Genomic DNA, 22965 nt, shown 5'->3' with positions numbered 1-22965 from the left:
GCTGCGGGCCGGTGGGGGACCCGTCGCGCAGGTCCCCGCCCCCTGGAGAGGCAGAGGCCGGGGCGCAGCCCCGCTTCTGAGGTCGCGGGGAACTGCGCGGGCCACCCCCACCGGACCGCGGCCGGACTACCGACCCGGCTCAGACCTTCAGCCGCTGCCCGGGGACGATGACATCGGGATCCCCGCCGATGACGGCCCGGTTCGCCGCGTACAGCCGCTGCCACGTCGTCCCGTGACGCGCCGCGATACCGCTCAGCGTGTCACCGCTGCGGACGGTGTAGTCGCCCCGGGACGAGCCACGACCGGTGTGCCCCGTCGAACGCTCCACCCCCTTCGAAGACTTCGACGCCTTCGACGACTTCGCCGGCTTCGAAGGAGCCGCCTTGGTGGTCGAGCCGGACGTGGCCCCCGCCGGCGCGCTGCCGGACGCGCCCGCGCGGGCCGCGCAGGTGGGCCAGGCACCCCACCCCTGCGCACGCTGCAGCTTGGTGGCGACGGCGATCTGCTGCGCCTTGGAGGCCTTGTCGGCCGTGGACGCGTAGGCCGTACCGCCGTACGCGCGCCAGGAGCCGGCGGAGAACTGGAGCCCTCCGTAGTAGCCGTTCCCGGTGTTGATGTGCCAGTTGCCGCCGCTCTCGCACTGGGCGATACGGTCCCACACCCCGCTGTCCGCAGCGGCGGCGTCGCCGTTCGCGGCGAGCAGTCCGAGCGGGGCGAGCAGGGCCGCCCCCGCGAGAACCGCGGTCGTACGAGCCTTACGGGTGTTGTCGGCACATTCGGACATGTATTTCCCTCTCGAAGGACCCGGGGTCCCCCGAGGCGGTACGGGACTGCCGCGTCTCGACGCGGTCGCCCCGACCCGCCCCGTCCGCCGGAGGTGGTGCGGAGTGGTGCCGTTGGTGCGGGTGGTGCCCAGTAGCTCTTTTCACGGGATGACCGTGTGGCCGGCGGACGTACCCGAGCGGTGCTCGCTGCACACGGCGGAGCAATGTAGAGAGGGAAGAGGCCCGATATCAACCAACTCCTTGTCATTCCAGGCCAGTTCGCCGTTACCGCAGGTATCGTCGATTTTGAGCCACCCACTTCATTCGTGGATTTCCTGATTTGTCGACCCCTGACCCCGGTGATCTGTGACTCACGTCACCGAGACAACTCCCCCGCTGATCACGGGAGTTGGCGTGGAGTGATGGATTCCGCCGCCGGGTTCACCCTGTGCGCAGGATGGTTCGATTCCGTTCGCTCTGGGGCGTGACCCCCGCCACAGATCCTCCGTTGTCTTCTTCATGAGCCGGGAACCCATCCGGTTCACGGACCGGGAGCCCCCGGCCACAACACGCACCGCACCGAGGAGCCCCCCGTGCCGCGCATGCTCGACGTCAGCGACGACGTACGCGCCGAGATCGGCGACGAAGAAGCCGACCGGCTGCTCGCCGGAGAGAACGCCCCGGGCAGTTACGACTGCACGTCCTGCCGCACCCAGGGCGACTCCGAACAGGAGCGCACCAGCACCGTCCTGTTCATCGGCGACGAGACGGCCGTGCTCGCGTTCGCCCACGCCACCTGCCTGCCCTCGCAGGTCGTCCAGGTGACCGAGGAGCAGCTGCAGGGCGCCGTCCGGTCCATCACCGGGGACGAGCGCCCCTCCGAGGCCCTGCCCGAGCAGGCCGTCCTCGGCGTCACCAGCGGACTCATCCTGCTCGGCGGCGAGCTGCACCCCGCGCTCGTCGTCGAACCGACCGGGCGCATCGCCCGGCCGGGCACGACGGGAGGGGGCGGCGACGACTTCCTGCCGCTCCTCATCGAGCAGGGCTTCATGCCGGTCACCCGGCTCACCGAGGTGCCGCCCGTGCTGCACGGCTGGTCCGTGCTGCTCGCGATGGGCCAGCTGCACGCGGTTCTGCAGCCCAGCAGCAGCGGTGGTTCGCCCGTCGCCTGGTGGCAGGCCCATCAGCCGCTCCAGGTCACCGACAGCTGGCGGGCGGCCGCCAACAAGCACCAGCAGGTGCTGCTGTTCGCCGCCCCGGTCGGCTCGATCGGCCGTCAGCCGCGCGAGGACCTGCTGCGCGACGCCCTCGACAAGGCCGCGGTGGGCGGCCGGCTGGTGGCGAGCGCGATGCCCCTGGCCGGCACCTGAGCACCCGGGCAGCCCGGCTGCCTTAGCGCCTGGACACCCGGGCAGCCGACATCCGAGCGGCCGGACACCCGGCCCCCGGGCAGCCGGACACCCGGGCAGCCCGGCACCTGACCGGCCGGAGACCCGAGCGGCCCGACACCCGAGCAACCCGGCACCCGAGCGGCCGGGCGCCCGAGTGGCAGCGCTGTGACCTGCTAAAGCGGGGCGTCGGCCGCATCCGAAGAGCGGCGGGGTCGTTGGCACGTACGTGTACACCTACGACACCCCCCGCCGCCTGCCCTACTCGTCACCGATCCCGGCCATGCGGCCGGCCCGGGACGGCTCGGGCAGCTCCTCGGCCACCCCGATCTACGACGCGCTCTACGCGGAGTACCTCAGGACCTTCCGGGCCCTGCCGGGTGACCGCATCGGCGAGGAGGAGATGGGCTTCACGGCTTTCGGGATCGGCCCGCACCACCCGGGTTCCTACACACCGACCGTGTACGGCATGCGGCAGGTCGCCGGGCAGCACCAGACGGGGTACGCATCGCCGCACCAGAGCCAGCCGGCCACCTCCGTCTGGCAGCCCGCGGCACGGCAGCACGCCACGGGCCTGACGCCCGCGGCGCTGCCGCCCGGCCCGCGCAGGGAACACTGACGTGAGCTGACGTGACACGGGAGAGGGCCCCTGCATCGCGCAGGGGCCCTCTCCCGTGTCCGTGTGCACCGCTCGCGCGGCTACTTCTTCTTGCCGCGCTTCTCGCGCACCCGCACCGAGATGTGGATCGGCGTGCCCTCGAAGCCGAACTCCTCGCGCAGCCGGCGCTCCACGAAGCGGCGGTAGCCGTGCTCGATGAAGCCCGAGGAGAAGAGCACGAAGCGCGGCGGCTTGGTGCCCGCCTGCGTGCCGAAGAGGATGCGCGGCTGCTTGCCGCCCCGGATCGGGTGCGGGTGGGCGGCGACCAGCTCACCCAGGAAGGCGTTCAGACGGCCCGTCGGGACACGCGCCTCCCAGCCCGCCAGCGCCGCCTCGATCGCCGGGACCAGCTTCTCCATGTGGCGGCCCGTACGCGCCGAGACGTTGACCCGCGGCGCCCACGCCACCTGGAGCAGCTCGGTCTCGATCTCCCGCTCCAGGTAGTAGCGGCGCTCCTCGTCGAGGGTGTCCCACTTGTTGAAGGCCAGGACGATCGCGCGGCCCGCCTCGACGGCCATCGTCACGATGCGCTGGTCCTGGACGCTGATGTTCTCGCTGGCGTCCAGCAGGATGACCGCGACCTCCGCCTTCTCGACGGCGGCGGCGGTGCGCAGCGAGGCGTAGTAGTCGGCGCCCTGCTGGAGGTGGACGCGCTTGCGGATACCGGCCGTGTCGACGAACTTCCAGGTGACACCGCCCAGCTCGATCAGCTCGTCGACCGGGTCACGGGTGGTGCCCGCCACCTCGTTGACGACCACGCGGTCCTCGCCGGCCACCTTGTTCAGCAGCGACGACTTGCCGACGTTCGGGCGGCCGATGAGCGCGATGCGGCGGGGGCCGCCGACCGCGACGCCGAAGGTCTGCGCCGGGGCCTCGGGCAGTGCCTCCAGGACGGCGTCCAGCATGTCGCCCGTACCGCGGCCGTGCAGTGCGGAGACGGGGTGCGGCTCGCCGAGGCCGAGCGACCAGAGGTACGAGGCGTCGGCCTCGCCGCTCAGGCCGTCGACCTTGTTGGCGCACAGGACGACGGGCTTGCCGGCCTTGCGCAGCAGCCGGACGACCGCCTCGTCGGTGTCGGTGGCGCCGACCTTGGCGTCGACGACGAAGACGACCGCGTCGGCCGCCTCGATGGCGAACTCGGCCTGCGCGGCCACGGACGCGTCGATGCCGAGGACGTCCTGCTCCCAGCCACCGGTGTCGACGAGCTTGAAGCGGCGGCCCGCCCATTCGGCGTCGTAGGTGACGCGGTCGCGGGTGACGCCCGGCTTGTCCTCGACGACGGCCTCGCGGCGGCCGATGATGCGGTTCACCAGGGTCGACTTGCCGACGTTCGGCCGGCCGACGACGGCGAGGACCGGGAGCGGGCCGTGGCCGGCCGCCTCGATCGCGCCCTCGATGTCCTCGGCCTCGAAGCCCTCTTCCGCGGCGAGCTCCATGAACTCCGCGTACTCGGCATCGCCAAGCGCCCCGTGCTCGTGTTCCGAGCCGTCGGGCTGGATCTGGTCGTTCATGAAGTCCGTACCTCGTTCATCGTGGTGATCGGTGGAACCGCCCGTATCGGGAGATCCACTACTCAAGTGTCGCTCAGCGTCCCGTAAGACGCCTGGCGTTTTCCAGGTGCGTGGAGAGCTGCTTCTGGATGCGCACGGTCGCCTCGTCGAGCGCCTTGCGCGTACGCCGTCCGCTGCCGTCGCCCGCCTCGAAGGGGTCGCCGAAGACGACGTCGACCCGGCTCCGCAGCGGAGGCAGCTCCTTTATCAGCCGTCCGCGCCGCTCGGTGCTTCCCAGGACGGCGACCGGCACGATCGGGGCCCCGCTGCGGACCGCGAAGTAGGAGAGCCCGGCGCGCAGGGACGCGAAGTCCCCCTCGCCCCGGGTGCCCTCGGGGAAGATCCCGAGGACGCCGCCGTCGTCCAGGACGCCCAGCGCCTGGGTGATGGCGGTGCGGTCGGCGACCGTGCGGTCCACCTTCACCTGCCCGATGGCGAGCAGGAAGGGGTCCAGCGGACCGACGAACGCCTCTTTCTTGATCAGGAAGTGCGTGGGCCGGGGTGCCACGCCCATGACCATCGGGCCGTCGATGTTGTGGGAGTGGTTGACGGCGAGGATCGCGGGACCGGTCGCCGGGACCCGCCAGGCGCCCAGGACGCGTGGCTTCCACAGTCCGTACATCAGGCCGACGCCGATACGGCGGCCGATGTCGGCCCGCCGGGCGGAGGGGGCCGCGGACGGTGCTTCGGTCACTTCGCGGCCCGCTTCTCCTCGACGAGGGTGACGACGCACTCGATGACCTGCTGGAGCGTGAGGTCGGAGGTGTCCACCTCGACCGCGTCGGCCGCCTTCGCGAGCGGAGAGGTCTTGCGGGTGGAGTCGGCGGTGTCCCGCTTGATGAGCGCCTCGCGGGTGGCGGCGACGTCGGCGCCCTTGAGCTCACCGCTGCGGCGGGCGGCGCGGGCCTCGGGCGAGGCGGTGAGGAAGATCTTGAGGTCGGCGTCGGGCAGCACGGTCGTACCGATGTCCCGGCCCTCGACGACGATGCCCTGCACGGCCGCGGAGGCGATCGAACGCTGCAGCTCGGTGATCCGGGCGCGGACCTCGGGGACGGCGCTGACCGCGCTGACCTTCGAGGTGACCTCCTGGGTGCGGATGGGGCCCGCGACATCCGTGCCGTCGACCGTGATGGCGGGCGCCGCGGGGTCCGTACCGGACACGATGTCGGGCTTGCCGGCCGCGTCCGCGATGGAGGAGGGGTCGGCGATGTCGATGCCGTTGTTCACCATCCACCAGGTGATCGCCCGGTACTGGGCACCCGTGTCCAGGTAGCTCAGGCCGAGCTGTGCCGCGACGGCCTTCGAGGTGCTCGACTTGCCGGTGCCGGAGGGACCGTCGATGGCGACAATCACGGCCGGGGCGGTCCGGGCGTCGGTGGATTCCACGGGTGCGGACACCTTCCTGGTACGGGGTACTGGCTGATTCGGGCACGAGCGCGCCCCGAACAAGGTTACTGGCTCCCCGGGCCCCGTCTTACGGCCCCCGCGGCGCCCCGGCCGACGGCCCCGTCGGCGCCTGCGTCACCCTCCCTGCGCCAGGTTCACGACGATCACCAGAACCAGGACCGCCACCAGGATCGTCAGCCCCACGGCGAGAGGCCGCGCGGTGTCCGGCAGCCACGTCGGCCCCTGCTGGGACGGCGGCCCCGGCTGCCGAACCGCCTTCCGCTGCTTTTGGTGCTTGCCCTGCCGGGGCGGCGGGGGCAGCTGGGGAAGCAGCGGCAGCTGCCGGGTGCCCGTCGGAGTCGAGGAGCCGGGCACGGCCGACGGGGTGTCGTTGAACACGTCGTGCCCCGTGACCGCGGCCCGCGCGCACCAGGGGCAGGCGGTCAGATGCGAACCGTGGCTGTGCCGGGGCCGGTCCGGACAGACCCGGGCCAGCCGGCGTTCCTCGTCGAGGGCGCGCAGCCAGTCCTGCGCCTGGGGCCGGGCGGCCGGGTCGGTGACACCGGGTCCGAAGGCGCGGCGGGCGAGGGCGAGCAGTGCGGGCGGCAGGATCGTCGGGTCGACGACTCCGCGCGGGACGATCACACAGCCGGGTTCGGCGACGTAGGAGCGGCTGGCCGCGATGTTGTCCTTGACCGTCGTCTCCGACTCGCTGTCGCGCGGCACGCCTCCGAAGGGGTGGTTCCCGGCGGTCAGGAGCTGGTAGATTAGCACGGCGAGGGCGAAGTCGTCGCTCTGCCGGGTCGCGGGGCCGCCAGCCAGCCGTTCCGGGGCGGCGTAGTCGGCGGTCTGCATCAGGCAGGGGAACTCCTCGTGCGTCGCCGGGTCGGTGAAGGCGATGGAGTCGCAGTCGAGGAAGGTGACGAAGCCGTTGGCGTCGACCACCACGTTGTTGCTGGAGAAGTCGCCGACGACCAGGCCCTCGTAGTGCATCCGGGCGGTCATGAAGGCGAGGTTCCAGCCGACGCCGAGCATGAACCGCCAGTCGGTGCGCTCCGGGAACAGCCGCAGCCGCTGGGCGCGGGTGAAGAGCCCGACGAGCTGGACGTGTCCCGGCTCGCCGAAACGGCGCATCGCGTAGCCGAGGAACTCCCCCTCGGTGCCCCGGGCCAGCGCCGTGGGCCAGGCCAGTTCGGGCGGCTGGCCGGGACCGATGGGGCGGCCGCCCAGCGGGGTCAGGGTCAGCATGCGCTGCAGGCGGCGCTCCTGTTCCGCGCCGGGCGGCTCGCGGTAGAGCTTGACCACGATCTGCCCGTGGTCCGCGACGGGGTAGACGGCCGCCTGTCCGCCTCCCTTGAGGGGCTGCGGGCCGAGCGTCACCCGCCGCCCGTCGAGGAGGACGCGCTGTCCCGTCGGGGCCGTCACGGCCCGGCCCCCGTCGCGTCCCGCCCGCCGACCCGGCTCATGCCCCGACCGTCCTGTCCACCTCATCCGGCCTGTCCGTCCTGTCGGTCCTGTCGGTCCTGACCGCCCTGAGCAGTGTCTTGTCGTCGGCGTTGAGGGCGGTCAGCCGGTCGGAGCGCAGCAGCGCCGCCAGGTCGTCCTCGTCCCCCTCGGGGTCGGCACCCGGCGTGTCCAGGGACCGCAGGACGGCCGAGGTGAAGGAGGCGTTGGGCACCGGCGGCCGGCCGCCGAGCGCGGCCTGGGCGAGCCCGTCGGTGGACAGGAGGACCCCGTCGACACCCTCGTCGAGGACGCAGGCGGTGCTCAGCCGGTCCTCGGCCCCGGGCGAGGTGAGGAAGACGGTCTCGTTGCTGTACTCGCTGACGGCCGCGGGCCGAGGCAGCAGATGGAACTGCCGCTCCCCGTCGCTGGTGCGGCCCGCCCGCAGGACGACGAAGCCGTCGCCGACGGAGAGATGGCCGAGCCAGGCGGGGGTGAGGACCACCACGGTGAGGGTGGTGGCGAAGTCGTCCGCCGCCTCGCCCGTGCGGTGCAGGAACTCCTCGCAGACCTCGCGGAACGCCTCCGTCAGCAGTTTGTGGACGGCCTCGCCGGGCGGACAGCGCCGGGCGGCCCGGCGGGCGAAGCGGTCGGTGGCCAGGTCGACCGCCAGCCGGGCCCCCTCGTCGGACCGGCTGCGGCTGCCCGCGCCGTCCGCGACCGCGAGAACGGTGGCGGTACCGGCGTCGGCATGCCCCCAGGCGTCCTGGCACGGCAGCCCGCTCTGCCGGTGCCGGTACCCCTCGACACTCAGCCCGTGCACCCGCCAGCGCCCGCTCACACCGCCACCCCGCTCGTGCCGCCCATCCCGCTCATGTCATGTCTCCCAGGCCGGGCGCTGGGTCCTGAACTGGGCGAAGATCTTCTCGAAGACCTCGTCCCCGGCGCCGCGCTGCTCGGCGTTGGCGCTCGCCGACATCATCTGGAGCAGTTCGCGGAACGGGAATCCGTGCAGCCGTGCGTTGAAGGCCGGCGCGAGGGCCTTGAGCACCTGCTCGCCCATGTCGGAGATGTCGCCGACACCGATCGCGTACAGCCGGTACTTCCGGGCCCGCTGGTCGTCCGTGAGCGTCGGTACGAGACGCTGCCACGCGGTGGTCCAGCGGCCGGTGCCGTCGGTGGGCAGGCCGTCCGTGACCAGGCAGATCTGCGGCCGGTAGTACTGCAGCCCGCCCGCGCGCAGCTCGCTCTTGCGGTCGGCGACGATCCGCACGGCCAGTTCCAGTGCCTCGGTGAGGAGGGTGACCCCGGCGGCGGCCAGGACCGGGGCCTGGAACGCGTGCGCCGGTACGAAGGGGCTCGCGGGTGTTTCCGGGGGCAGCGGCTGCGCCCCTCTCCACGCGCACACGCCCTGCCCGCCGAAGGTGACGACGGCGACCTCGACGCTGTAGCTGAGGCTGACGTCGTCGTGGAGTTCGCGGGTCCAGGAGCGCAGCGCGTCGTTGAGGGTCTGGATGGGCGGGCCCGCCATGGAGCTGGAGGTGTCGAGGCAGAGCACCAGCGGAAGGCGCTGTGCGTTGTTCTCGAACTCGATGTCCGCGTACGACGCCGGGAGCGTCCGGGGCTGCCGTTCGTTGCGCATGGTCTCTCCGCGGGGCAGTGGGGCGGGCGGTTCGGGCGGTCAGGTGTGCTCGTCCCCGGCCGGCGGCCGGGGACGGCACGGGACGGCGAACAGGACGTCGGCGTGTCCGGAGGCCCCCGCGGGAGCCGTCCTCGCGGGGTCCGCGCCCGCGCGGTCCGTCACGTCGACCGGGGCTCCGGGGGCGGGCGGCGGGGTGCCGGAGTCGGTCCACTCGGCCCGGTGGAGGCAGTGGTCCAGCTCGACGTACCCCTGCGGGTGCAGGCCGGTGCGCACGGTGGCCGTCCGGCGCGGTGGGTCGGCTCTGCGGTCGCGGCGCGGGAGCGGCAGGGGCCGGGGTGCGCCGCGCCGGCGGGAGCTCTCGGCGGGGTCGGGTCCGCCCGTGGCGGGGACGGGGCTCACCCGGGTGCGGCGTACGGCGAGGACGAGCAGGGCGAGCAGCAGGGCGAGCAGCAGGGCGAGGGCGGTGGCCGCGCCGACGGCGAGCCAGACCAGCGTGCGCCTCTCGGTGGCCGCGGCGGTCACGGCGGCCACGCCGGCAGATATCGGCAGCATGATTCCGCGACCCATGACACCCCCGTTCGGCACCGCCGTTCGGTACCCCTCTTGAACACCCCGTTCGGCGCGGAAAGCACATCGCATATTAGAGGCGAATATCGGCCCGCCGGATAGCCGTCGGGACATTTCGTGTCCGTCTTATGAACCCGTTGCTCTAGAGGCGGAACACCTCCTGGCACCTGGTGAACATCTGCCGCGCGTGTTCCGCCCAGTCACTGGCCAGCTGCTCGAAGTCGTGGGGTGTCATACGGCTGGTGAGCGGCAGGACGCAGACTCCGGCGAGGCAGGGGCGGGGGCCGCGGACGTCCCAGACGGAGAGCATGGGGATCAGCTGTTCGGTATTCCAAGCATTCGCCGCGGCGGCGGCCGGAGCCAGCTGATCCTCCCGCAGGACATGACCGTCCGTCATGAAGGCGACGAGCAGTTTTCTGGTGGTCATGAAACGAATGGTGACCACGCCACCCGTTTCGGGAACGGCGAATTCCAGAGTGACGGAAGTGGAATCCGAGGTGGCCGATCCGGCGTGGCCGCGGCCGGCCCAGTTCTCCACCAGGCGCCGCCAGTGGGCGCCCACTTCGGGGAGGGGTCCGAAGGCGCTGTCAGCGTGCGCCACGGCGTGCCGCCTCCCTGACCATGGCGCCGGTCAGCCCGGCGTCCAGGAGTGCCTGTGCGTGCAGCAGCAGGCAGGAGGGGACGCTCGGGGTGAGGCCGCGGTCCCGGTCCGGTCCCGGGCCGACGCGGGCGGCGAGGTCCTTGACGCGGTCCCGGACGGCCTCGGCGACGGCGGGCGGCGGCCAGTCCGCGGCGTCCCCCACGCCGGTGAGGAACTCGCCCAGCAGGACGTCGAGTCCGGGCCGCTCCTCGGGCGGCCGGGCGAAGCAGCGGGTGAGGGTGGCGCGCAGCGCGTCCGGTACGCCGTCCAGTTCGGGCGAGCCGTCGACGACCCGGTAGATCACATCGGCGGCGTCCCCGAAGGGCGGGCGGCCGGTCGCCGCGTAGACGAGTACGCCTGCCAGCGAGAAGACGTCGCTCGGCGGGCCGACCGGCCGGGCCCGCAGCTGCTCGGGCGACATGTAGTGGGGGGTGCCCATGGCGATACCGGGTTTGGTGAGCTTGGGCGCTCCGGACAGCAGGGAGATCCCGAAGTCGATGACGCGGGGTCCGTCGGCGGCCAGCAGGACGTTGGCGGGCTTGAGGTCACGGTGCACGACCCGGCCCGCGTGGATGGCCTGGAGCGCCTCGACGAGGCCCGCGCCCAGGACGCGTACCTGCGCCTCGGTGAAGGGGCCCGCGGCGCGGACGGCCTCCGAGAGGGCGGGGCCGGGTACGTACACGGTGGCCAGCCAGGGCGGGTCGCCCTCGGGGTCCGCGTCCACGACGGCCGCGGTGAACGCGCCGCCGACGGCCCGCGCGGCCGTCACCTCCCGCGCGAACCGCTGCCGGAACTCGGGGTCGGCCGCGTACTCCGGCCGCACCACCTTGACGGCGACGGCCCGCCCGCCGGGCGACCGGGCGAGATACACCCACCCCATGCCGCCCGACCCGAGCCGCCCCACTATGCGATAGGCCCCCACCCGCAGGGGATCGCTGACCGGCGTCCGCACTCGGCCCACCTCATTCGCGCGGAGATACGCGGAGATACCGAGTCTGCCCCGAACCACCCCACCGGGAAGCCTCACGGACCCACATCTACGGCCGAATCACACACTCCACCGACCCCGGCCCGGACGATCCACCCCACGGCCGCCCGCGGCCGCCCTACTGCCGGATCGCCCAGCCCCGCTCCCGCAGCGCCGCCGTCAGTACCGCCGCCGCCGACGGCTTTACCGACAACTCGATGAGGCCCACCTGCTGACCGGTCGCGTGCTCGATACGTACGTCCTCGATGTTGACGCCCGCGCGGCCCGCGTCGGCGAAGATGCGGGCCAGCTGGCCCGGCTGGTCGTCGATGAGGACGACGACGCTCTCGTACGTCGCGGGAGCGGTGCCGTGCTTGCCGGGGACGCGGATCTGGCCCGCGTTGCCGCGGCGCAGGACGTCCTCGATGCCGTCGGTGCCGGCGCGGCGCTTGGCCTCGTCGGAGGACTGCAGGGCGCGCAGGGCCTGCACGGTCTCGTCCAGGTCGGCGGAGACGTCCGCGAGGAGGTCGGCGACCGGGCCCGGATTCGCGGAGAGGATGTCGATCCACATCCGAGGGTCGGACGCGGCGATCCGGGTCACGTCACGGATGCCCTGCCCGCACAGCCGTACGGCGGCCTCCTCGGCGTTCTCCAGCCGTGCGGCGACCATGCTGGACACCAGGTGGGGCATGTGCGAGACGAGCGCGACCGCACGGTCGTGGGCGTCCGCGTCCATCACCACCGGGACCGCCCGGCAGAACGAGACGAGCTCCAGGGCGAGGTTGAGCACCTCGGTGTCGGTGTCCCGGGTCGGCGTCAGCACCCAGGGCCGCCCCTCGAAGAGGTCGGCCGTGGCGGCCAGGGGGCCCGACTTCTCACGGCCCGACATGGGGTGCGACCCGATGTAGGCGGACAGGTCGAGGCCCAGCGCCTCCAGCTCGCGGCGCGGCCCGCCCTTGACACTGGCCACGTCGAGATAGGCGCGCGCGACACCGCCCCGCATCGCGTCGGCGAGCGCCGCGGCCACGTGCGCGGGCGGCGCCGCGACGATCGCGAGGTCGACGGGGCCCGCGGGCTCCTCGTCCGTGCCGGCGCCGAGCGCCGCCGCGGTACGGGCCTGTCCCGGGTCGTGGTCGGCGAGGTGCACGACGACGCCCCGCCCGGTCAGGGCCAGCGCGGCCGACGTCCCGATGAGGCCGGTGCCGATGACGAGTGCGGTTCTCACTGGGCGATGTCCTTGCGCAGCGCGCCCGCGGCGCCCAGGTAGACGTGCGCGATCTCGGCACGCGGCAGGTCGGACTCGATGTGCGCGAGGACCCGTACGACCCGGGGCATCGCCCCTTCGATGTCCAGCTCCTGCGCGCAGATCAGCGGCACGTCGACGATGCCGAGCTTGCGCGCCGCGGCCGCCGGGAAGTCGCTGCGCAGATCGGGGGTCGCCGTGAACCAGATGCTGATCAGCTCGTCGGCGGTCAGCCCGTTCCGCTCCAGGATGGCGGTGAGCAGCTCGCTGACCTGCTCGTCCATGTGACCGGCTTCGTCCCGCTCCAGCTGGACGGCGCCCCGGACCGCTCGTACCGCCACGGTGATGCTCCTCGTTCTGTACGGCTCGGTTGTGGTGCGTCCAGCCTAGTCAGCCCCCGGTCGCCCGATACGCGGCGCCCGCCTGCCGAGACGCCCGCCCCTTTTCGCTTCCCGCTCTCCCAATCTCCGCCAAGTGGCTCCTGTGCGCCTCTGGACGCGGGAGCCACGGTCCGCTTGCATGGTGAGGCTGTCCGCGCCACGCCTCGGGGGAGGCACGATGAAGCGTTCCGGACCACTTCTCACGCTCCTCGCGGGACTGCTGCTCGCCGTGTTCATGTTGTCGCTCAACGCGACGACGGGGACGCGCAGCACGACGACCGGGAGCGACTCGGCCGCCGACGCCGTCTCGGCGAGCCCGGCACCCGCGGTGACGGCCACGGTCACCCCGAGCGAGCCGGCGCCGTCGTCGCCCGCCCCGTCGAGGTCCGCCGTGCCGGACGGCGACTACGCGGGCCGCACCGACGACGACTCCTCCGCGGTCGCGGTGACCCTGCGCGACGGCAAGGCGGTCGCGTACTTCTGCGACGGCCGGGACCAGGAGTCGTGGCTCAAGGGCGACGTCGAGTCCGACGGCGGCATGCGCCTCACGAACAAGAAGGGCCAGGTCCTCACCGGCACCCTGGCCGGCAAACGGATCCGCGGCACCGTCGACATGGGGCAGCGGAACTACGGCTTCACGGCCGACAGGTCCCTGAAGCCCAACGCGCTGTACCGCGCCACCGACACCGTGGCCGACACCGAGATCGACGGCGGCTGGGTCCTGCTGCAGGACGACAGCCAGGTCGGCATCCTCAAGCGGGACGGCAGGGCCTCGCCCGCGCCCCGTATCGACCCGGAGACCGGCGCCGTGACGGTGGACGGGGAGCGGCTCACCGCCCGGCCCGTGACCCCTTGACCCGTGCCCCCTGGCTCCACCCTTCGCCCCGCCCTCAGCTGACCGCCGGGAGCCGACCATGACAGTGGACCCGAACGCCGCGACCCAGGGTTTCCCCGCCCCCAACCCGGCCCGCCGGAGCCCGGGAGCCGCCCGCTATCTCGTACCCGCCCTGGTCGCGAGCGCCGTCGCGGTCGGCCTCGGCGTCTACGGAAACGTGCACGACCCGGAGGGCACCGCCTTCAACCTGGCGGGCTTCAGCAGCACGAGCGCGGTGAAATCCTGGCTGGCCACGGCCGCGATGGGCTTCGCCGTCGTCCAGCTCGTCTCGGCACTCATGGTGTACGGGCGACTGCCGGGCCCGAGCTGGTCGGGCGTACTGCACCGCTGGTCGGGCCGGATCGCGTTCCTGGTCGCGGTGCCCGTCGCGGTGCACTGTCTGTACGCATTGGGCTATCAAACATACGAACCGCGCGTCTTGTGGCACTCACTCCTGGGTTGCTTCTTTTTCGGTGCTTTCAGTGCGAAAATGCTGCTGCTCCGCTCAGAGCGACTGCCCGGCTGGGTGCTCCCGATCGTCGGCGGGCTCGTCTTCTCCGCCCTGACGGTGATCTGGCTGACCTCCGCCCTCTGGTTCTTCCGCACCTTCGGAGTGACGACATGACGAATCCCTCGACGCGGCGCACGGTGCTCGCGACGGGCGCGGCGAGCGCGCTGCTCCTTGGCTGCAGTAAGTACGGCGACGAGAACAGCGGGAGCGACACGGAGGAGGCCCCCTCCGCGGCCCCTTCGGGCAGTGCGAGCGGGGGCGAGACGGCCCCCGGCGGCAAGGAACTCACCAAGACCGCCGATGTCCCGGTCGGCGGCGGAAAGATCTTCAAGGACGAGAAGGTCGTCGTCACCCAGCCGGAGAAGGGCGGCTTCAAAGCCTTCTCGGCGGTCTGCACCCACCAGGGCTGCCTCGTCGCCGACGTCTCGGACGGCACGATCAACTGCACCTGCCACGGCAGCAAGTTCCGCGTCGCCGACGGCTCGGTGGCCGGCGGACCGGCACCGAAGCCGCTGCCCGCGCAGCAGATCACGGTCACCGGGGACTCGATCAGCCTCGCCTGATCCGCCGCGCGGAGGATCAGACGGGGAAGATCAGGCGCGGCGGATCAGGCGGGGCCGGGCCGGTCAGGCGTCCCAGAGCGCGCCCAGCGCCATCAGGTCGCCCTGGTGCTCGATCCTGTCGGCCCACTCCGTCGGCCATGCGTCGGCGCCGAGGTACGCCCCCGAGAAGGCGCCGGCCAGACACGCGATCGAATCCGAGTCCCCGGACGTGCAGGCGGCCCGGCGCAGAGCCGTCACCGGCTCGTCCACGAAGAGCAGAAAGCACAGCAGGCCGGTGGCGAGGGCTTCCTCGGCGACCCACCCGGCGCCGGTGGCCAGACACGGGTCCGTCTCGGGCGACGGCGACCGCAGGGCCTGCCGCACCCGCTCCAGGGCCTCCAGGCACTCGTCCCAGCCCCGCGAGATGAAGTGCGTGGGCGTCGGATCCTGGGCGCGGGTCCACAGATCACCGAGCCAGCGCTCGTGGTAGTTGGTCCGGTTCTCGTACGCGTACGACCGCAGCAGCCCGACCAGGCCCGTGGGCTCGGCGCCCTGCGCGAGGAGCCGTACGGCGTGCGCGGTGAGGTCGGAGGCGGCCAGCGCCGTCGGGTGGCCGTGCGTGAGAGCGGCCTGCAACTGGGCGGCGCCCGCGCGCTGTTCGTCACTGAGGCCGGGAGCCAGGCCGAGGGGCGTCACCCGCATGTTGGCGCCACAGCCCTTGGACCCCACCTGGCTGGCGTCCTGCCAGAGCCGGTCCTCGTGCTTCAGCTTCTCGCAGGCGACGAGGCAGGTGCGGCCGGGCGCACGGTTGTTCTCCGGTGACTGGTACCAGTTCACGAACTCCTCGCGCACGGGCCGCTCCAGCCGCTTGGGGCCGAGCAGCCCCCGGTCCATGGCCGTCCGCAGGCCGCGCGCCAGCGCCAGCGTCATCTGCGTGTCGTCGGTGATGTACGCGGGATCCGGCAGCTCCAGTTCCCGCCAGGGCCCGAACGCGGCAAGGATCGACGGCACGTCCTTGAACTCGGTCGGGCGGCCGAGCGCGTCCCCGAGTGCGAGCCCCACCAACGCCCCGGTGGCGGCCTGCTTCCTGACGGTCGTGGTCATGAGGATCGTCCTTTCGAAGACGAACGCGAACGCGAACGCGAAGGCGAAGACGAGGGCGAGGGCGAGGCAGAATGGGTGGCCGCGTCCGGCACGGGCGCGGATGCGGGCGCGGACCGCAGCAGCGGTGGATGCAACCCCGTCGCGGCCCCCGCCCGGTACAGCGCGGCGGGTTTGCCCCGGCCACCGGTCAGCCGAGCCGCACCCGGGACCGGCTCGACGAACCCGGGCGTGGCGAGGACCTTGCGCCGGAAGTTCGGGCGGTCGAGCGGGGACCCCCACACCGTCTCGTAGACCTGCTGGAGCTCCCCGAGGGTGAACTCCGGCGGGCAGAACGCGGTGGCGAGGCAGGTGTACTCCAGCTTCGCGCCGATCCGTTCACGGGCGTCGGCGAGGATCCGGTCGTGGTCGAAGGCGAGCGGCCCGAGTCCGTCGTACGGCAGCCAGTGCGCGCGTGCCGCGTCACCACCGCCGCGCGGCTCGGGAGCGTCGGGGAGCAGCGCGGCGTACGCCACGGAGACCACCCGCATCCGGGGATCGCGGTCCGGCTCGCTGTACGTGCGCAGTTGCTCCAGGTGCAGCCCGGAGACGTCCGACAGACCGGTCTCCTCGGCGAGTTCACGCCGGGCGGCCGTCTCGGCGGACTCCTCGGGCAGCACGAATCCCCCGGGCAGCGCCCGGCACCCCGCGTACGGCTCCTGTCCGCGCTCGATCAGCAGTACGTGGAGCGCGCCCGCCCGGACCGTGAACACCGCGAGGTCGACGGTGACGGCGAAGGGCTCGAAGGCGTGCTTGTCGTAGCCCTCCATGCCCCCTCCTCATGTGGCCTCGACGGCCGTCGGCGCACCTCGCCGGGCGACAGCCCGCGGACCGGGACCACCCCCGTGGGCCCTGCTCCGCCGGCCGCCGCCCGGCGAGGGCGGCTCCTTAATGGTCAGGAAGACTATAAATCGCGGATCGTATGACCACAAGCCCCCCAACGCGAAACGGCCGGCCCCGGGAGATCCCGGAACCGGCCGCCGCCGTACTACGAGGGCCCTACCACGAGGGGCGAAAAAGTGCCTAGAGGCCGACTTCCTGCATCAGCATCCCGACCTCGGTGTTGGACAGCCGTCGCAGCCAGCCGGACTTCTGGTCGCCCAGGGCGATCGGCCCGAAGGACACACGCACGAGCTTCTCGACCGGGAAGCCGGCCTCGGCGAGCATGCGCCGCACGATGTGCTTGCGGCCCTCGTGCAGCGTCACCTCGACGAGGTAGTTCTTGCCGGTCTGCTCGACGACCCTGAAGTGGTCCGCCTTCGCGTACCCGTCCTCCAGCTGGATGCCGTCCTTGAGCTGCTTGCCCAGGTCGCGCGGGATCGGGCCCACGATGTGCGCGAGGTAGACCTTCTTCACGCCGTACTTGGGGTGGGTCAGGCGGTGCGCCAGCTCACCGTGGTTGGTGAGCAGGATGACGCCCTCGGTCTCGGTGTCGAGCCGTCCCACGTGGAAGAGCCGCGTCTCGCGGTTCGTCACGTAGTCGCCGAGGCACTGCCGGCCCTCGTTGTCCTCCATGGTGGACACGACACCGGCGGGCTTGTTGAGCACGAAGAACTGGTACGACTGCGTGGCGACCGTCAGCCCGTCGACCTTGATCTCGTCGTTCTCGGGGTCGACACGCATGCCCTGCTCGAGGACGATCTCGCCGTTGACCTCGACGCGGGCCTGCTCGACCAGCTCCTCGCAGGAGCGGCGCGAACCGTAGCCCGCGCGCGCGAGCACCTTCTGCAGGCGCTCGCCCTCCTGCTCGGAACCCGGGAAGGTCTTGACCGTCCTGACGTCGGGCTTGCCCGCGTACCGGTCCCTGTTGCGCTCCTCGGTCCGCGTCTCCAACTCACGGGAGCGCGCGTTCTCCGTGCGGCCGCCGCGCTGCTGGCCCTGCTTGGGGCCGCCCTTGGCACCGCCGCGCGCGGAGCTGCCGCGACCCGACTTCGCACCCTCGTGGGTGGCGCCCGGGCCTACGTCGTAGCGGCGCTCCTCGGGGCGGGGCTTGCTGGGGCGCTTCGGCCTGTCGTCGGGCCCTCCCGCGCCGCCCTGCTGGTAGCCGCTCCCGCCGGACGCACCGGTCCCGCGTGAGTTGTATCCGCTGCCGGACGTACGGGGGCCACCGCCGCCGGAGCCACGGGAGCCCCCGCCGCCGGAGCCGCGCGGACCCCCGCCCCCGCCGCCGGAGCCACGGGGGTTGCCGCCTCCGCCGCCGGAGCCGCGGGAATTACCGCTCCCGCCGGTCCCGCGGGGGTTGCCGCGCCCGCCGCTGTTCCTGCCGCTGCCACTGCCACTGCTTCGCATCAAAGTTCCGTCGTCGTCGTGTCGTCTGCATCTGCGTCCGGCGCATCCGGATCGAACGACGGGACCCCTTCCAGCGTCTCTGCTTCGATCGCGTCCGCCTCCGGAAGGAAGGGCGCGAGCTCCGGGAGCTCGTACAGGCCGCGCAGGCCCATTCGCTCCAGGAAGTAGTTCGTCGTCCTGTACAGGATCGCACCTGTTTCGGGTTCCGCGCCCGCCTCCTGGACCAGACCCCTCTGAAGGAGGGTGCGCATCACGCCGTCACAGTTCACTCCGCGGACCGCCGAGACCCTCGATCGGCTGACCGGCTGCCGGTACGCGACCACGGCGAGGGTCTCCAGCGCCGCCTGGGTGAGCCGGGCGTGCTGCCCGTCCAGGACGAAGCGCTCGACGGCCGCCGCGTACTCCGGACGGCTGTAGAACCGCCAGCCGCCGGCGACGATCCGCAGCTCGAAGCCGCGTCGTTGGAGGGCGTACTCGTCGGCCAGCGCGCGCAGCGCGTCCGCGATCTGCCGCCTGGGCCGCTCCAGGATCTTCGCCAGGTGCTCCTCGGTGGCGGGCTCGTCCACGACCATGAGGACGGCCTCCAGCGCGGGCCGGAGGTCGAGATCCGCGACGCTTCGGGCCCCCGCGGGGGCTCCGGTGGTGTCCTCGCTCACACCTTCACACTTTCTTCTCCCTGACCGGATCCGGGACAGGATCCGGCGGCCGGTCGAACTCGTCCGTCACCGTCGGCTGCGCATCCCCCTCCCCGCCCGTCCAGCGCACCACCAGGTCCCCCAGAGCCTCCTCCTGGTCCAGGGAGACCGCCTTCTCCCGATAGAGCTCCAGAAGGGCCAGGAAACGCGCCACGACGGTGAGGGTGTCGTCGACGTCCTCGACGAGCGAGCGGAAACTGGCCTCGCCGAGCTCCCGCAGCCGTGCGACCACGATCGCGGCCTGCTCCTGCACGCTCACGAGCGGCGCGTGGATGTGGTCGACGTACACCTGGGGCTTCGGCCTGGGCTGCATCGCCTTCACGGCGAGCGCGGCGAATCCTTCCGCCCCGATGCTGATGACCACTTCGGGCAGCAGCTCGGCGTGGTGCGCCTCGAGGCCGACGGTACGGGGATAGCGGCGCGCCTCCTCGTCGAGGCGGCGGTTGAAGATGTCGGCGATCTGTTTGTACGCGCGGTACTGCAGCAGTCGGGCGAAGAGCAGGTCGCGGGCCTCCAGCAGGGCCAGGTCCGCCTCGTCCTCGACCTCGGCGGAGGGCAGCAGCCGGGCGGCCTTCAGATCGAGCAGCGTCGCCGCGACGACCAGGAACTCGGTGGTCTGGTCGAGGTCCCAGTCCGGCCCCATCGCCCGGATGTGCGCCATGAACTCGTCGGTGACCTTGGAGAGCGCCACTTCGGTGACATCCATCTTGTGCTTGGAGATCAACTGAAGCAGCAGGTCGAAGGGCCCCTCGAAGTTCACAAGCCGAACCTTGAAAACCCCGTCCGCTTCGTCGTTGTGCCCACGGTCCGCGGCCGAGGTGCCTCCCGCGGGCACGGGCGGCCCCTCCGCCGCAGGCGGCAAGCCCTCAGCCGGAGGCTCGGGCGGCCCACCCCCGGGCCCCCGCCCCAACGCACGCCGCCGCCCACCGGACCCACCGGAGGCGGGGGCAGTGGGCGGAGGGACATCGGACGGGGTCATAACCGTCGAAGGCTACCCCTACCGCCCACGCAACCGTCGTACGAGAATGCTCGCGTCGCCGCGCGATTCAAGATCCGCGAGAACGACGGCGACGGCCTCCCGCACGATCCGCCCGCGGTCGACCGCGAGCCCGTGCTCCCCGCGCAGCACCAGCCGCGCGTGTTCGAGGTCCATGAGCTCCTCGGCGGACACGTACACCGTGATCTTCTCGTCGTGCCGCTCGCGCCCGCTGGGCCGCCGCCCTGAGCCCCGCCCGCGCTTGCGGGACTGGGACTGGGGCTGGGCCCCGGCAGAACCTTCCTGCGGACCCGGACGTCGCCCGGAACGGTCCGCCGTGGCGGCGCCACGGCTCCGGGACTCCCCGTCGGCGGAGTCGGCGTCGGCCGCGACATGTTCGTCGCCCTCGCCGTCGCCACCCCGCACGGGCACCGACTGCGGCCCGTCCTCCCCGGCCGCGGCGTCGCTCTCGCCCGCCGGAGCGGGCACCCGCGCCTCGCCGTTGGCCGGACGCCGCGGGCTGGAGGACTGAAGTGCCATCCCCCCGGTCGTACGGAACAGTTCGTCGGCCCCCGGCAGACTCACTCGGCGTGACACCGGGCGAGCACCTCCCTGGCGAGCTGACGGTAGGCGGCGGCGCCGACGGAGTTGGAAGCGTACGTCGTGATCGGCTCACCGGCGACCGTGGTCTCCGGGAAGCGGACGGTCCGGCCGATCACCGTGTGGTAGACGTGATCGTCGAACGCCTCGACCACGCGCGCGAGCACCTCACGGCTGTGCACGGTCCGCGAGTCGTACATCGTGGCGAGGATGCCGTCGAGCTCCAGCTCGGGGTTGAGCCGCTCCTGGACCTTCTCGATGGTCTCGGTGAGCAGCGCGACCCCGCGCAACGCGAAGAACTCGCACTCCAGTGGCACTATCACCTTGTGAGCGGCCGTCAGCGCGTTCACGGTGAGCAGGCCCAGCGAGGGCTGACAGTCGATCACGATGTAGTCGTAGTCGGCCATCAGCGGCTTCAGGGCGCGCTGCAGTGTGGACTCGCGGGCGACCTCGCTCACCAGCTGAACCTCGGCGGCGGACAGGTCGATGTTGCTGGGCAGCAGGTCCATGTTCGGAACCGCGGTCTTCAGGAGCACCTCGTCGGCCGCCATGCCCCGCTCCATGAGCAGGTTGTAGACCGTGAGGTCGAGCTCCATCGGGTTGACTCCGAGGCCCACGGACAGCGCGCCCTGCGGGTCGAAGTCGACGAGCAGGACCCGGCGTCCGTACTCCGCGAGTGCCGCACCCAGGTTGATGGTCGACGTCGTCTTGCCGACGCCGCCCTTCTGGTTGCACATCGCGATGATCTTCGCGGGGCCGTGGTCGGTCAGCGGGCCCGGGATCGGGAAGTACGGCAGCGGGCGCCCGGTCGGGCCGATGCGCTCACGGCGCTGGCGCGCCGCGTCGGGCGCGAGCGTGGCCGCGTACTCCGGATCGGGCTCGTACTCGGCGTCGGGGTCGTAGAAATGCCCCTCGGGCAGGTCGTCGTAGTCGGCGAAGTGGGTGCGGTTCTCGCCACTTCCGTTGCCGGCCATGGCGTTCACGTGATGGCCATCCATGCTCTGGTGTGCTGTCTGAGTCATCTTCGGACTCTGGTGGGCTGCGAAGGTGCGCACAGCGACGGAGCCGACAGCTTCGAGCCCCGTTGGCCTTGAGCCCTGCGCAGGCATTCCTGGTTGACCACCCCCGGGAGTAAATGTCGACTCATTCACAAGTCGTCTTACCTCCTTGGTGACCAGGAAACTTCTCGATAGGTCAGCGTGGCACCATGCCGACGGTTGGCGACTCTATGGCGTGTCACCGCTCCGCAGCAACACAATCCGCCGGACCCGGCCCGATGTGTCGGCAACGGAACACCCCTCTGTCAAGGGCGTAAGGGCGTCGCACGGCAGGTTTCAGGGGTGTGCGAAACGGTTGAAGGGTTACGTTCGAGGCGAGTTGAACGAGTCTCGCAAAGTGACTCGACACACATCCGGCCGGGCCCTGTGGGACAAGGTCCGGCCGTACGTGCGATGTTGACGAGTCGTGTTGACGTATCGCCTTTTGTCGGTGGAGAAGCCTGCCGCCGAAGCGGGACGAATCCGGCCGGGACCTCAGCCGAGCAGGGTCTCCAGCTCGGCGTGCTCCAGGCCGTGGGCCTCCGCGACCTCACGGTAGACGACCTTGCCGTCATGCGTGTTGAGACCCCGGGCGAGCGCGGGATCACGGCGCAGCGCCTCGACCCAGCCGCGGTTCGCGAGTTCCACGATGTACGGCAGCGTGGCGTTGGTGAGCGCGTACGTCGAGGTGTTGGGCACCGCGCCCGGCATGTTGGCGACGCAGTAGAAGACCGAGTTGTGGACCGGGAAGGTCGGCTCGGCGTGGGTGGTCGGACGCGAGTCCTCGAAGCAGCCGCCCTGGTCGATCGCGATGTCGACAAGGACACTTCCGGGCTTCATGCGCGACACGAGCTCGTTGGTGACCAGCTTCGGGGCCTTGGCGCCGGGGATGAGCACGGCGCCGATGACGAGGTCCGCCTCCAGGCAGGCCTTCTCCAGCTCGAAGGCGTTCGAGACGACGGTCTGGATCTTCGTGCCGAAGATCTTGTCGGCTTCCTTGAGCTTGTTGATGTCGCGGTCGAGCAGGGTCACGTGGAAGCCCATGCCGATGGCGATCTGCGCGGCGTTCCAGCCGGAGACCCCGCCGCCGATGACCACGGCGCGGGCGGCCAGCACACCCGGGACACCGCCGGGCAGGACACCCCGGCCGCCGTTGGCGCGCATCAGGTGGTAGGCGCCGACCTGCGGGGCGAGCCGGCCCGCGACCTCGGACATCGGGGCGAGCAGCGGCAGCGCGCGGCTGGGCAGCTCGACCGTTTCGTATGCGATCGCCGTGGTGCCGGACTCCAGGAGCGCGTCCGTGCACTCCTTGGACGCGGCCAGGTGCAGGTAGGTGAAGAGCGTCTGGTCCTTGCGGAGGCGGTGGTACTCCTCGGCGATGGGCTCCTTGACCTTGAGCAGCAGGTCGGCGGCGGCCCAGACCTCGTCCGCGGTGGCGACGATCCGCGCGCCGGCGGCGACGAACTCCTCGTCCGTGATCGAGGAGCCGACACCGGCGTGCCGCTCGATGAGGACCTGGTGACCGTGGCGCACCAGCTCGTGCACACCGGCGGGGGTGATGGCCACCCGGAACTCGTTGTTCTTGACCTCGCGGGGGATGCCGACCTTCACGTCGATCACGGTTCCTTGGCTCAGAAGGGATTCAGGAGAGACCTGGGGCAGGCAGCGCACAC

Annotated in this window: 25 protein-coding genes; 5 read left to right on the top strand and 20 right to left on the bottom strand. The window is 71.8% G+C overall.

The features are described 5' to 3' along the window. Positions 1 to 139: 139 nt before the first annotated feature. On the bottom strand, positions 140 to 784 hold the full coding sequence (locus IE278_RS34155; protein WP_189778167.1) for a LysM peptidoglycan-binding domain-containing protein: 645 nt from the start codon (positions 782 to 784) through the stop codon (positions 140 to 142). Between the two features lie 573 nt (positions 785 to 1357). Between IE278_RS34155 and IE278_RS34150 the strand changes: the two genes are divergently transcribed. Together IE278_RS34150 and IE278_RS34145 are read left to right on the top strand one after the other, a co-directional pair. Further along, positions 1358 to 2134, top strand: a complete 777-nt coding sequence (locus tag IE278_RS34150; protein WP_189778165.1) for a DUF8842 C-terminal domain-containing protein — start codon at positions 1358 to 1360, stop codon at positions 2132 to 2134. Positions 2135 to 2381: 247 nt separating this feature from the next. Beyond that, positions 2382 to 2771 carry a hypothetical protein gene (locus IE278_RS34145; RefSeq protein WP_189778163.1) on the top strand — a complete coding sequence of 130 codons (390 nt, stop codon included), beginning with the start codon at positions 2382 to 2384 and terminating at the stop codon, positions 2769 to 2771. Between the two features lie 80 nt (positions 2772 to 2851). Here IE278_RS34145 and der read toward each other — a convergent pair whose 3' ends face one another. The 11 genes from der to aroH form a co-directional block, all read right to left on the bottom strand. Next, complete coding sequence (gene der / locus IE278_RS34140; RefSeq protein WP_189778161.1) at positions 2852 to 4321, bottom strand: ribosome biogenesis GTPase Der; 1470 nt, start codon at positions 4319 to 4321, stop codon at positions 2852 to 2854. Between the two features lie 73 nt (positions 4322 to 4394). Continuing rightward, a complete protein-coding gene (locus IE278_RS34135; protein WP_189778159.1) occupies positions 4395 to 5093 on the bottom strand; it encodes a lysophospholipid acyltransferase family protein in 699 nt (232 codons plus the stop codon). Further along, positions 5051 to 5746 carry a (d)CMP kinase gene (gene cmk / locus IE278_RS34130; RefSeq protein ID WP_189778157.1) on the bottom strand — a complete coding sequence of 232 codons (696 nt, stop codon included), beginning with the start codon at positions 5744 to 5746 and terminating at the stop codon, positions 5051 to 5053. The genes IE278_RS34135 and cmk overlap by 43 nt, the downstream gene beginning before the upstream one ends. Positions 5747 to 5881: 135 nt before the next feature. Continuing rightward, a complete protein-coding gene (locus IE278_RS34125; protein WP_246571064.1) occupies positions 5882 to 7171 on the bottom strand; it encodes a hypothetical protein in 1290 nt (429 codons plus the stop codon). 37 nt (positions 7172 to 7208) lie between these two features. Then, on the bottom strand, positions 7209 to 8030 hold the full coding sequence (locus IE278_RS34120; protein WP_189778156.1) for a PP2C family serine/threonine-protein phosphatase: 822 nt from the start codon (positions 8028 to 8030) through the stop codon (positions 7209 to 7211). 36 nt (positions 8031 to 8066) lie between these two features. Continuing rightward, complete coding sequence (locus IE278_RS34115) at positions 8067 to 8831, bottom strand: vWA domain-containing protein (protein WP_189778154.1); 765 nt, start codon at positions 8829 to 8831, stop codon at positions 8067 to 8069. Positions 8832 to 8870: 39 nt separating this feature from the next. Next, complete coding sequence (locus IE278_RS34110; protein WP_213089761.1) at positions 8871 to 9398, bottom strand: hypothetical protein; 528 nt, start codon at positions 9396 to 9398, stop codon at positions 8871 to 8873. Between the two features lie 142 nt (positions 9399 to 9540). Next, positions 9541 to 9825 carry a hypothetical protein gene (locus IE278_RS34105; RefSeq protein WP_189778144.1) on the bottom strand — a complete coding sequence of 95 codons (285 nt, stop codon included), beginning with the start codon at positions 9823 to 9825 and terminating at the stop codon, positions 9541 to 9543. Between the two features lie 160 nt (positions 9826 to 9985). Beyond that, positions 9986 to 10990 (bottom strand): serine/threonine-protein kinase, encoded by a 1005-nt coding sequence (locus tag IE278_RS34100; protein WP_189778142.1) that lies wholly within the window; start codon positions 10988 to 10990, stop codon positions 9986 to 9988. Between the two features lie 154 nt (positions 10991 to 11144). After that, complete coding sequence (locus IE278_RS34095; protein WP_189778140.1) at positions 11145 to 12230, bottom strand: prephenate dehydrogenase; 1086 nt, start codon at positions 12228 to 12230, stop codon at positions 11145 to 11147. Next, the gene (aroH, locus tag IE278_RS34090) at positions 12227 to 12589 is read right to left on the bottom strand and encodes a chorismate mutase (protein WP_189778138.1); all 363 of its coding nucleotides are present in this window, start codon (positions 12587 to 12589) and stop codon (positions 12227 to 12229) included. The genes IE278_RS34095 and aroH overlap by 4 nt, the downstream gene beginning before the upstream one ends. A 217-nt stretch (positions 12590 to 12806) precedes the next feature. On the opposite strand from aroH, the gene IE278_RS34085 reads away from it, so the two are divergent. Genes IE278_RS34085 through IE278_RS34075 form a run of 3 tightly spaced genes read left to right on the top strand, consistent with a single transcriptional unit; the run spans position 12807 to position 14576 of the window. Continuing rightward, positions 12807 to 13484, top strand: a complete 678-nt coding sequence (locus IE278_RS34085) for a hypothetical protein (RefSeq protein WP_189778136.1) — start codon at positions 12807 to 12809, stop codon at positions 13482 to 13484. A gap of 58 nt (positions 13485 to 13542) precedes the next feature. Beyond that, the gene (locus tag IE278_RS34080; RefSeq protein WP_189778134.1) at positions 13543 to 14127 is read left to right on the top strand and encodes a DUF6529 family protein; all 585 of its coding nucleotides are present in this window, start codon (positions 13543 to 13545) and stop codon (positions 14125 to 14127) included. After that, complete coding sequence (locus tag IE278_RS34075) at positions 14124 to 14576, top strand: Rieske (2Fe-2S) protein (protein ID WP_189778132.1); 453 nt, start codon at positions 14124 to 14126, stop codon at positions 14574 to 14576. Before IE278_RS34080 ends, IE278_RS34075 begins: the two co-directional genes overlap by 4 nt. Positions 14577 to 14639: 63 nt before the next feature. Here the strand turns inward: IE278_RS34075 and IE278_RS34070 are convergent, their stop codons facing one another. From IE278_RS34070 to ald, 8 genes are all read right to left on the bottom strand, one after another. Beyond that, entirely contained in the window at positions 14640 to 15659 is a 1020-nt protein-coding gene (locus IE278_RS34070) for an ADP-ribosylglycohydrolase family protein (RefSeq protein ID WP_189778130.1), read from the bottom strand. After that, positions 15656 to 16465 (bottom strand): NUDIX hydrolase, encoded by an 810-nt coding sequence (locus IE278_RS34065; protein WP_189778128.1) that lies wholly within the window; start codon positions 16463 to 16465, stop codon positions 15656 to 15658. The genes IE278_RS34070 and IE278_RS34065 overlap by 4 nt, the downstream gene beginning before the upstream one ends. 253 nt (positions 16466 to 16718) lie before the next feature. Further along, positions 16719 to 17984, bottom strand: a complete 1266-nt coding sequence (locus tag IE278_RS34060) for a pseudouridine synthase (protein WP_189778126.1) — start codon at positions 17982 to 17984, stop codon at positions 16719 to 16721. After that, positions 17984 to 18640, bottom strand: coding sequence for an SMC-Scp complex subunit ScpB (gene scpB / locus IE278_RS34055; RefSeq protein ID WP_189778123.1), 657 nt, complete (start codon positions 18638 to 18640; stop codon positions 17984 to 17986). Before scpB ends, IE278_RS34060 begins: the two co-directional genes overlap by 1 nt. A gap of 4 nt (positions 18641 to 18644) precedes the next feature. Next, the gene (locus IE278_RS34050; protein WP_189778115.1) at positions 18645 to 19658 is read right to left on the bottom strand and encodes a segregation and condensation protein A; all 1014 of its coding nucleotides are present in this window, start codon (positions 19656 to 19658) and stop codon (positions 18645 to 18647) included. Positions 19659 to 19676: 18 nt separating this feature from the next. Beyond that, positions 19677 to 20252, bottom strand: a complete 576-nt coding sequence (locus IE278_RS34045; protein ID WP_189778106.1) for a hypothetical protein — start codon at positions 20250 to 20252, stop codon at positions 19677 to 19679. Further along, the gene (locus tag IE278_RS34040; protein ID WP_079053143.1) at positions 20237 to 21364 is read right to left on the bottom strand and encodes a ParA family protein; all 1128 of its coding nucleotides are present in this window, start codon (positions 21362 to 21364) and stop codon (positions 20237 to 20239) included. The genes IE278_RS34045 and IE278_RS34040 overlap by 16 nt, the downstream gene beginning before the upstream one ends. A gap of 423 nt (positions 21365 to 21787) precedes the next feature. After that, complete coding sequence (gene ald / locus IE278_RS34035) at positions 21788 to 22912, bottom strand: alanine dehydrogenase (protein WP_189778104.1); 1125 nt, start codon at positions 22910 to 22912, stop codon at positions 21788 to 21790. Between the last annotated feature and the right edge of the window lie 53 nt (positions 22913 to 22965).

This window comes from Streptomyces tauricus (assembly GCF_014650955.1).
GTDB lineage: Bacteria > Actinomycetota > Actinomycetes > Streptomycetales > Streptomycetaceae > Streptomyces > Streptomyces tauricus.
This window is presented reverse-complemented; position numbering and strand designations above follow the sequence as displayed.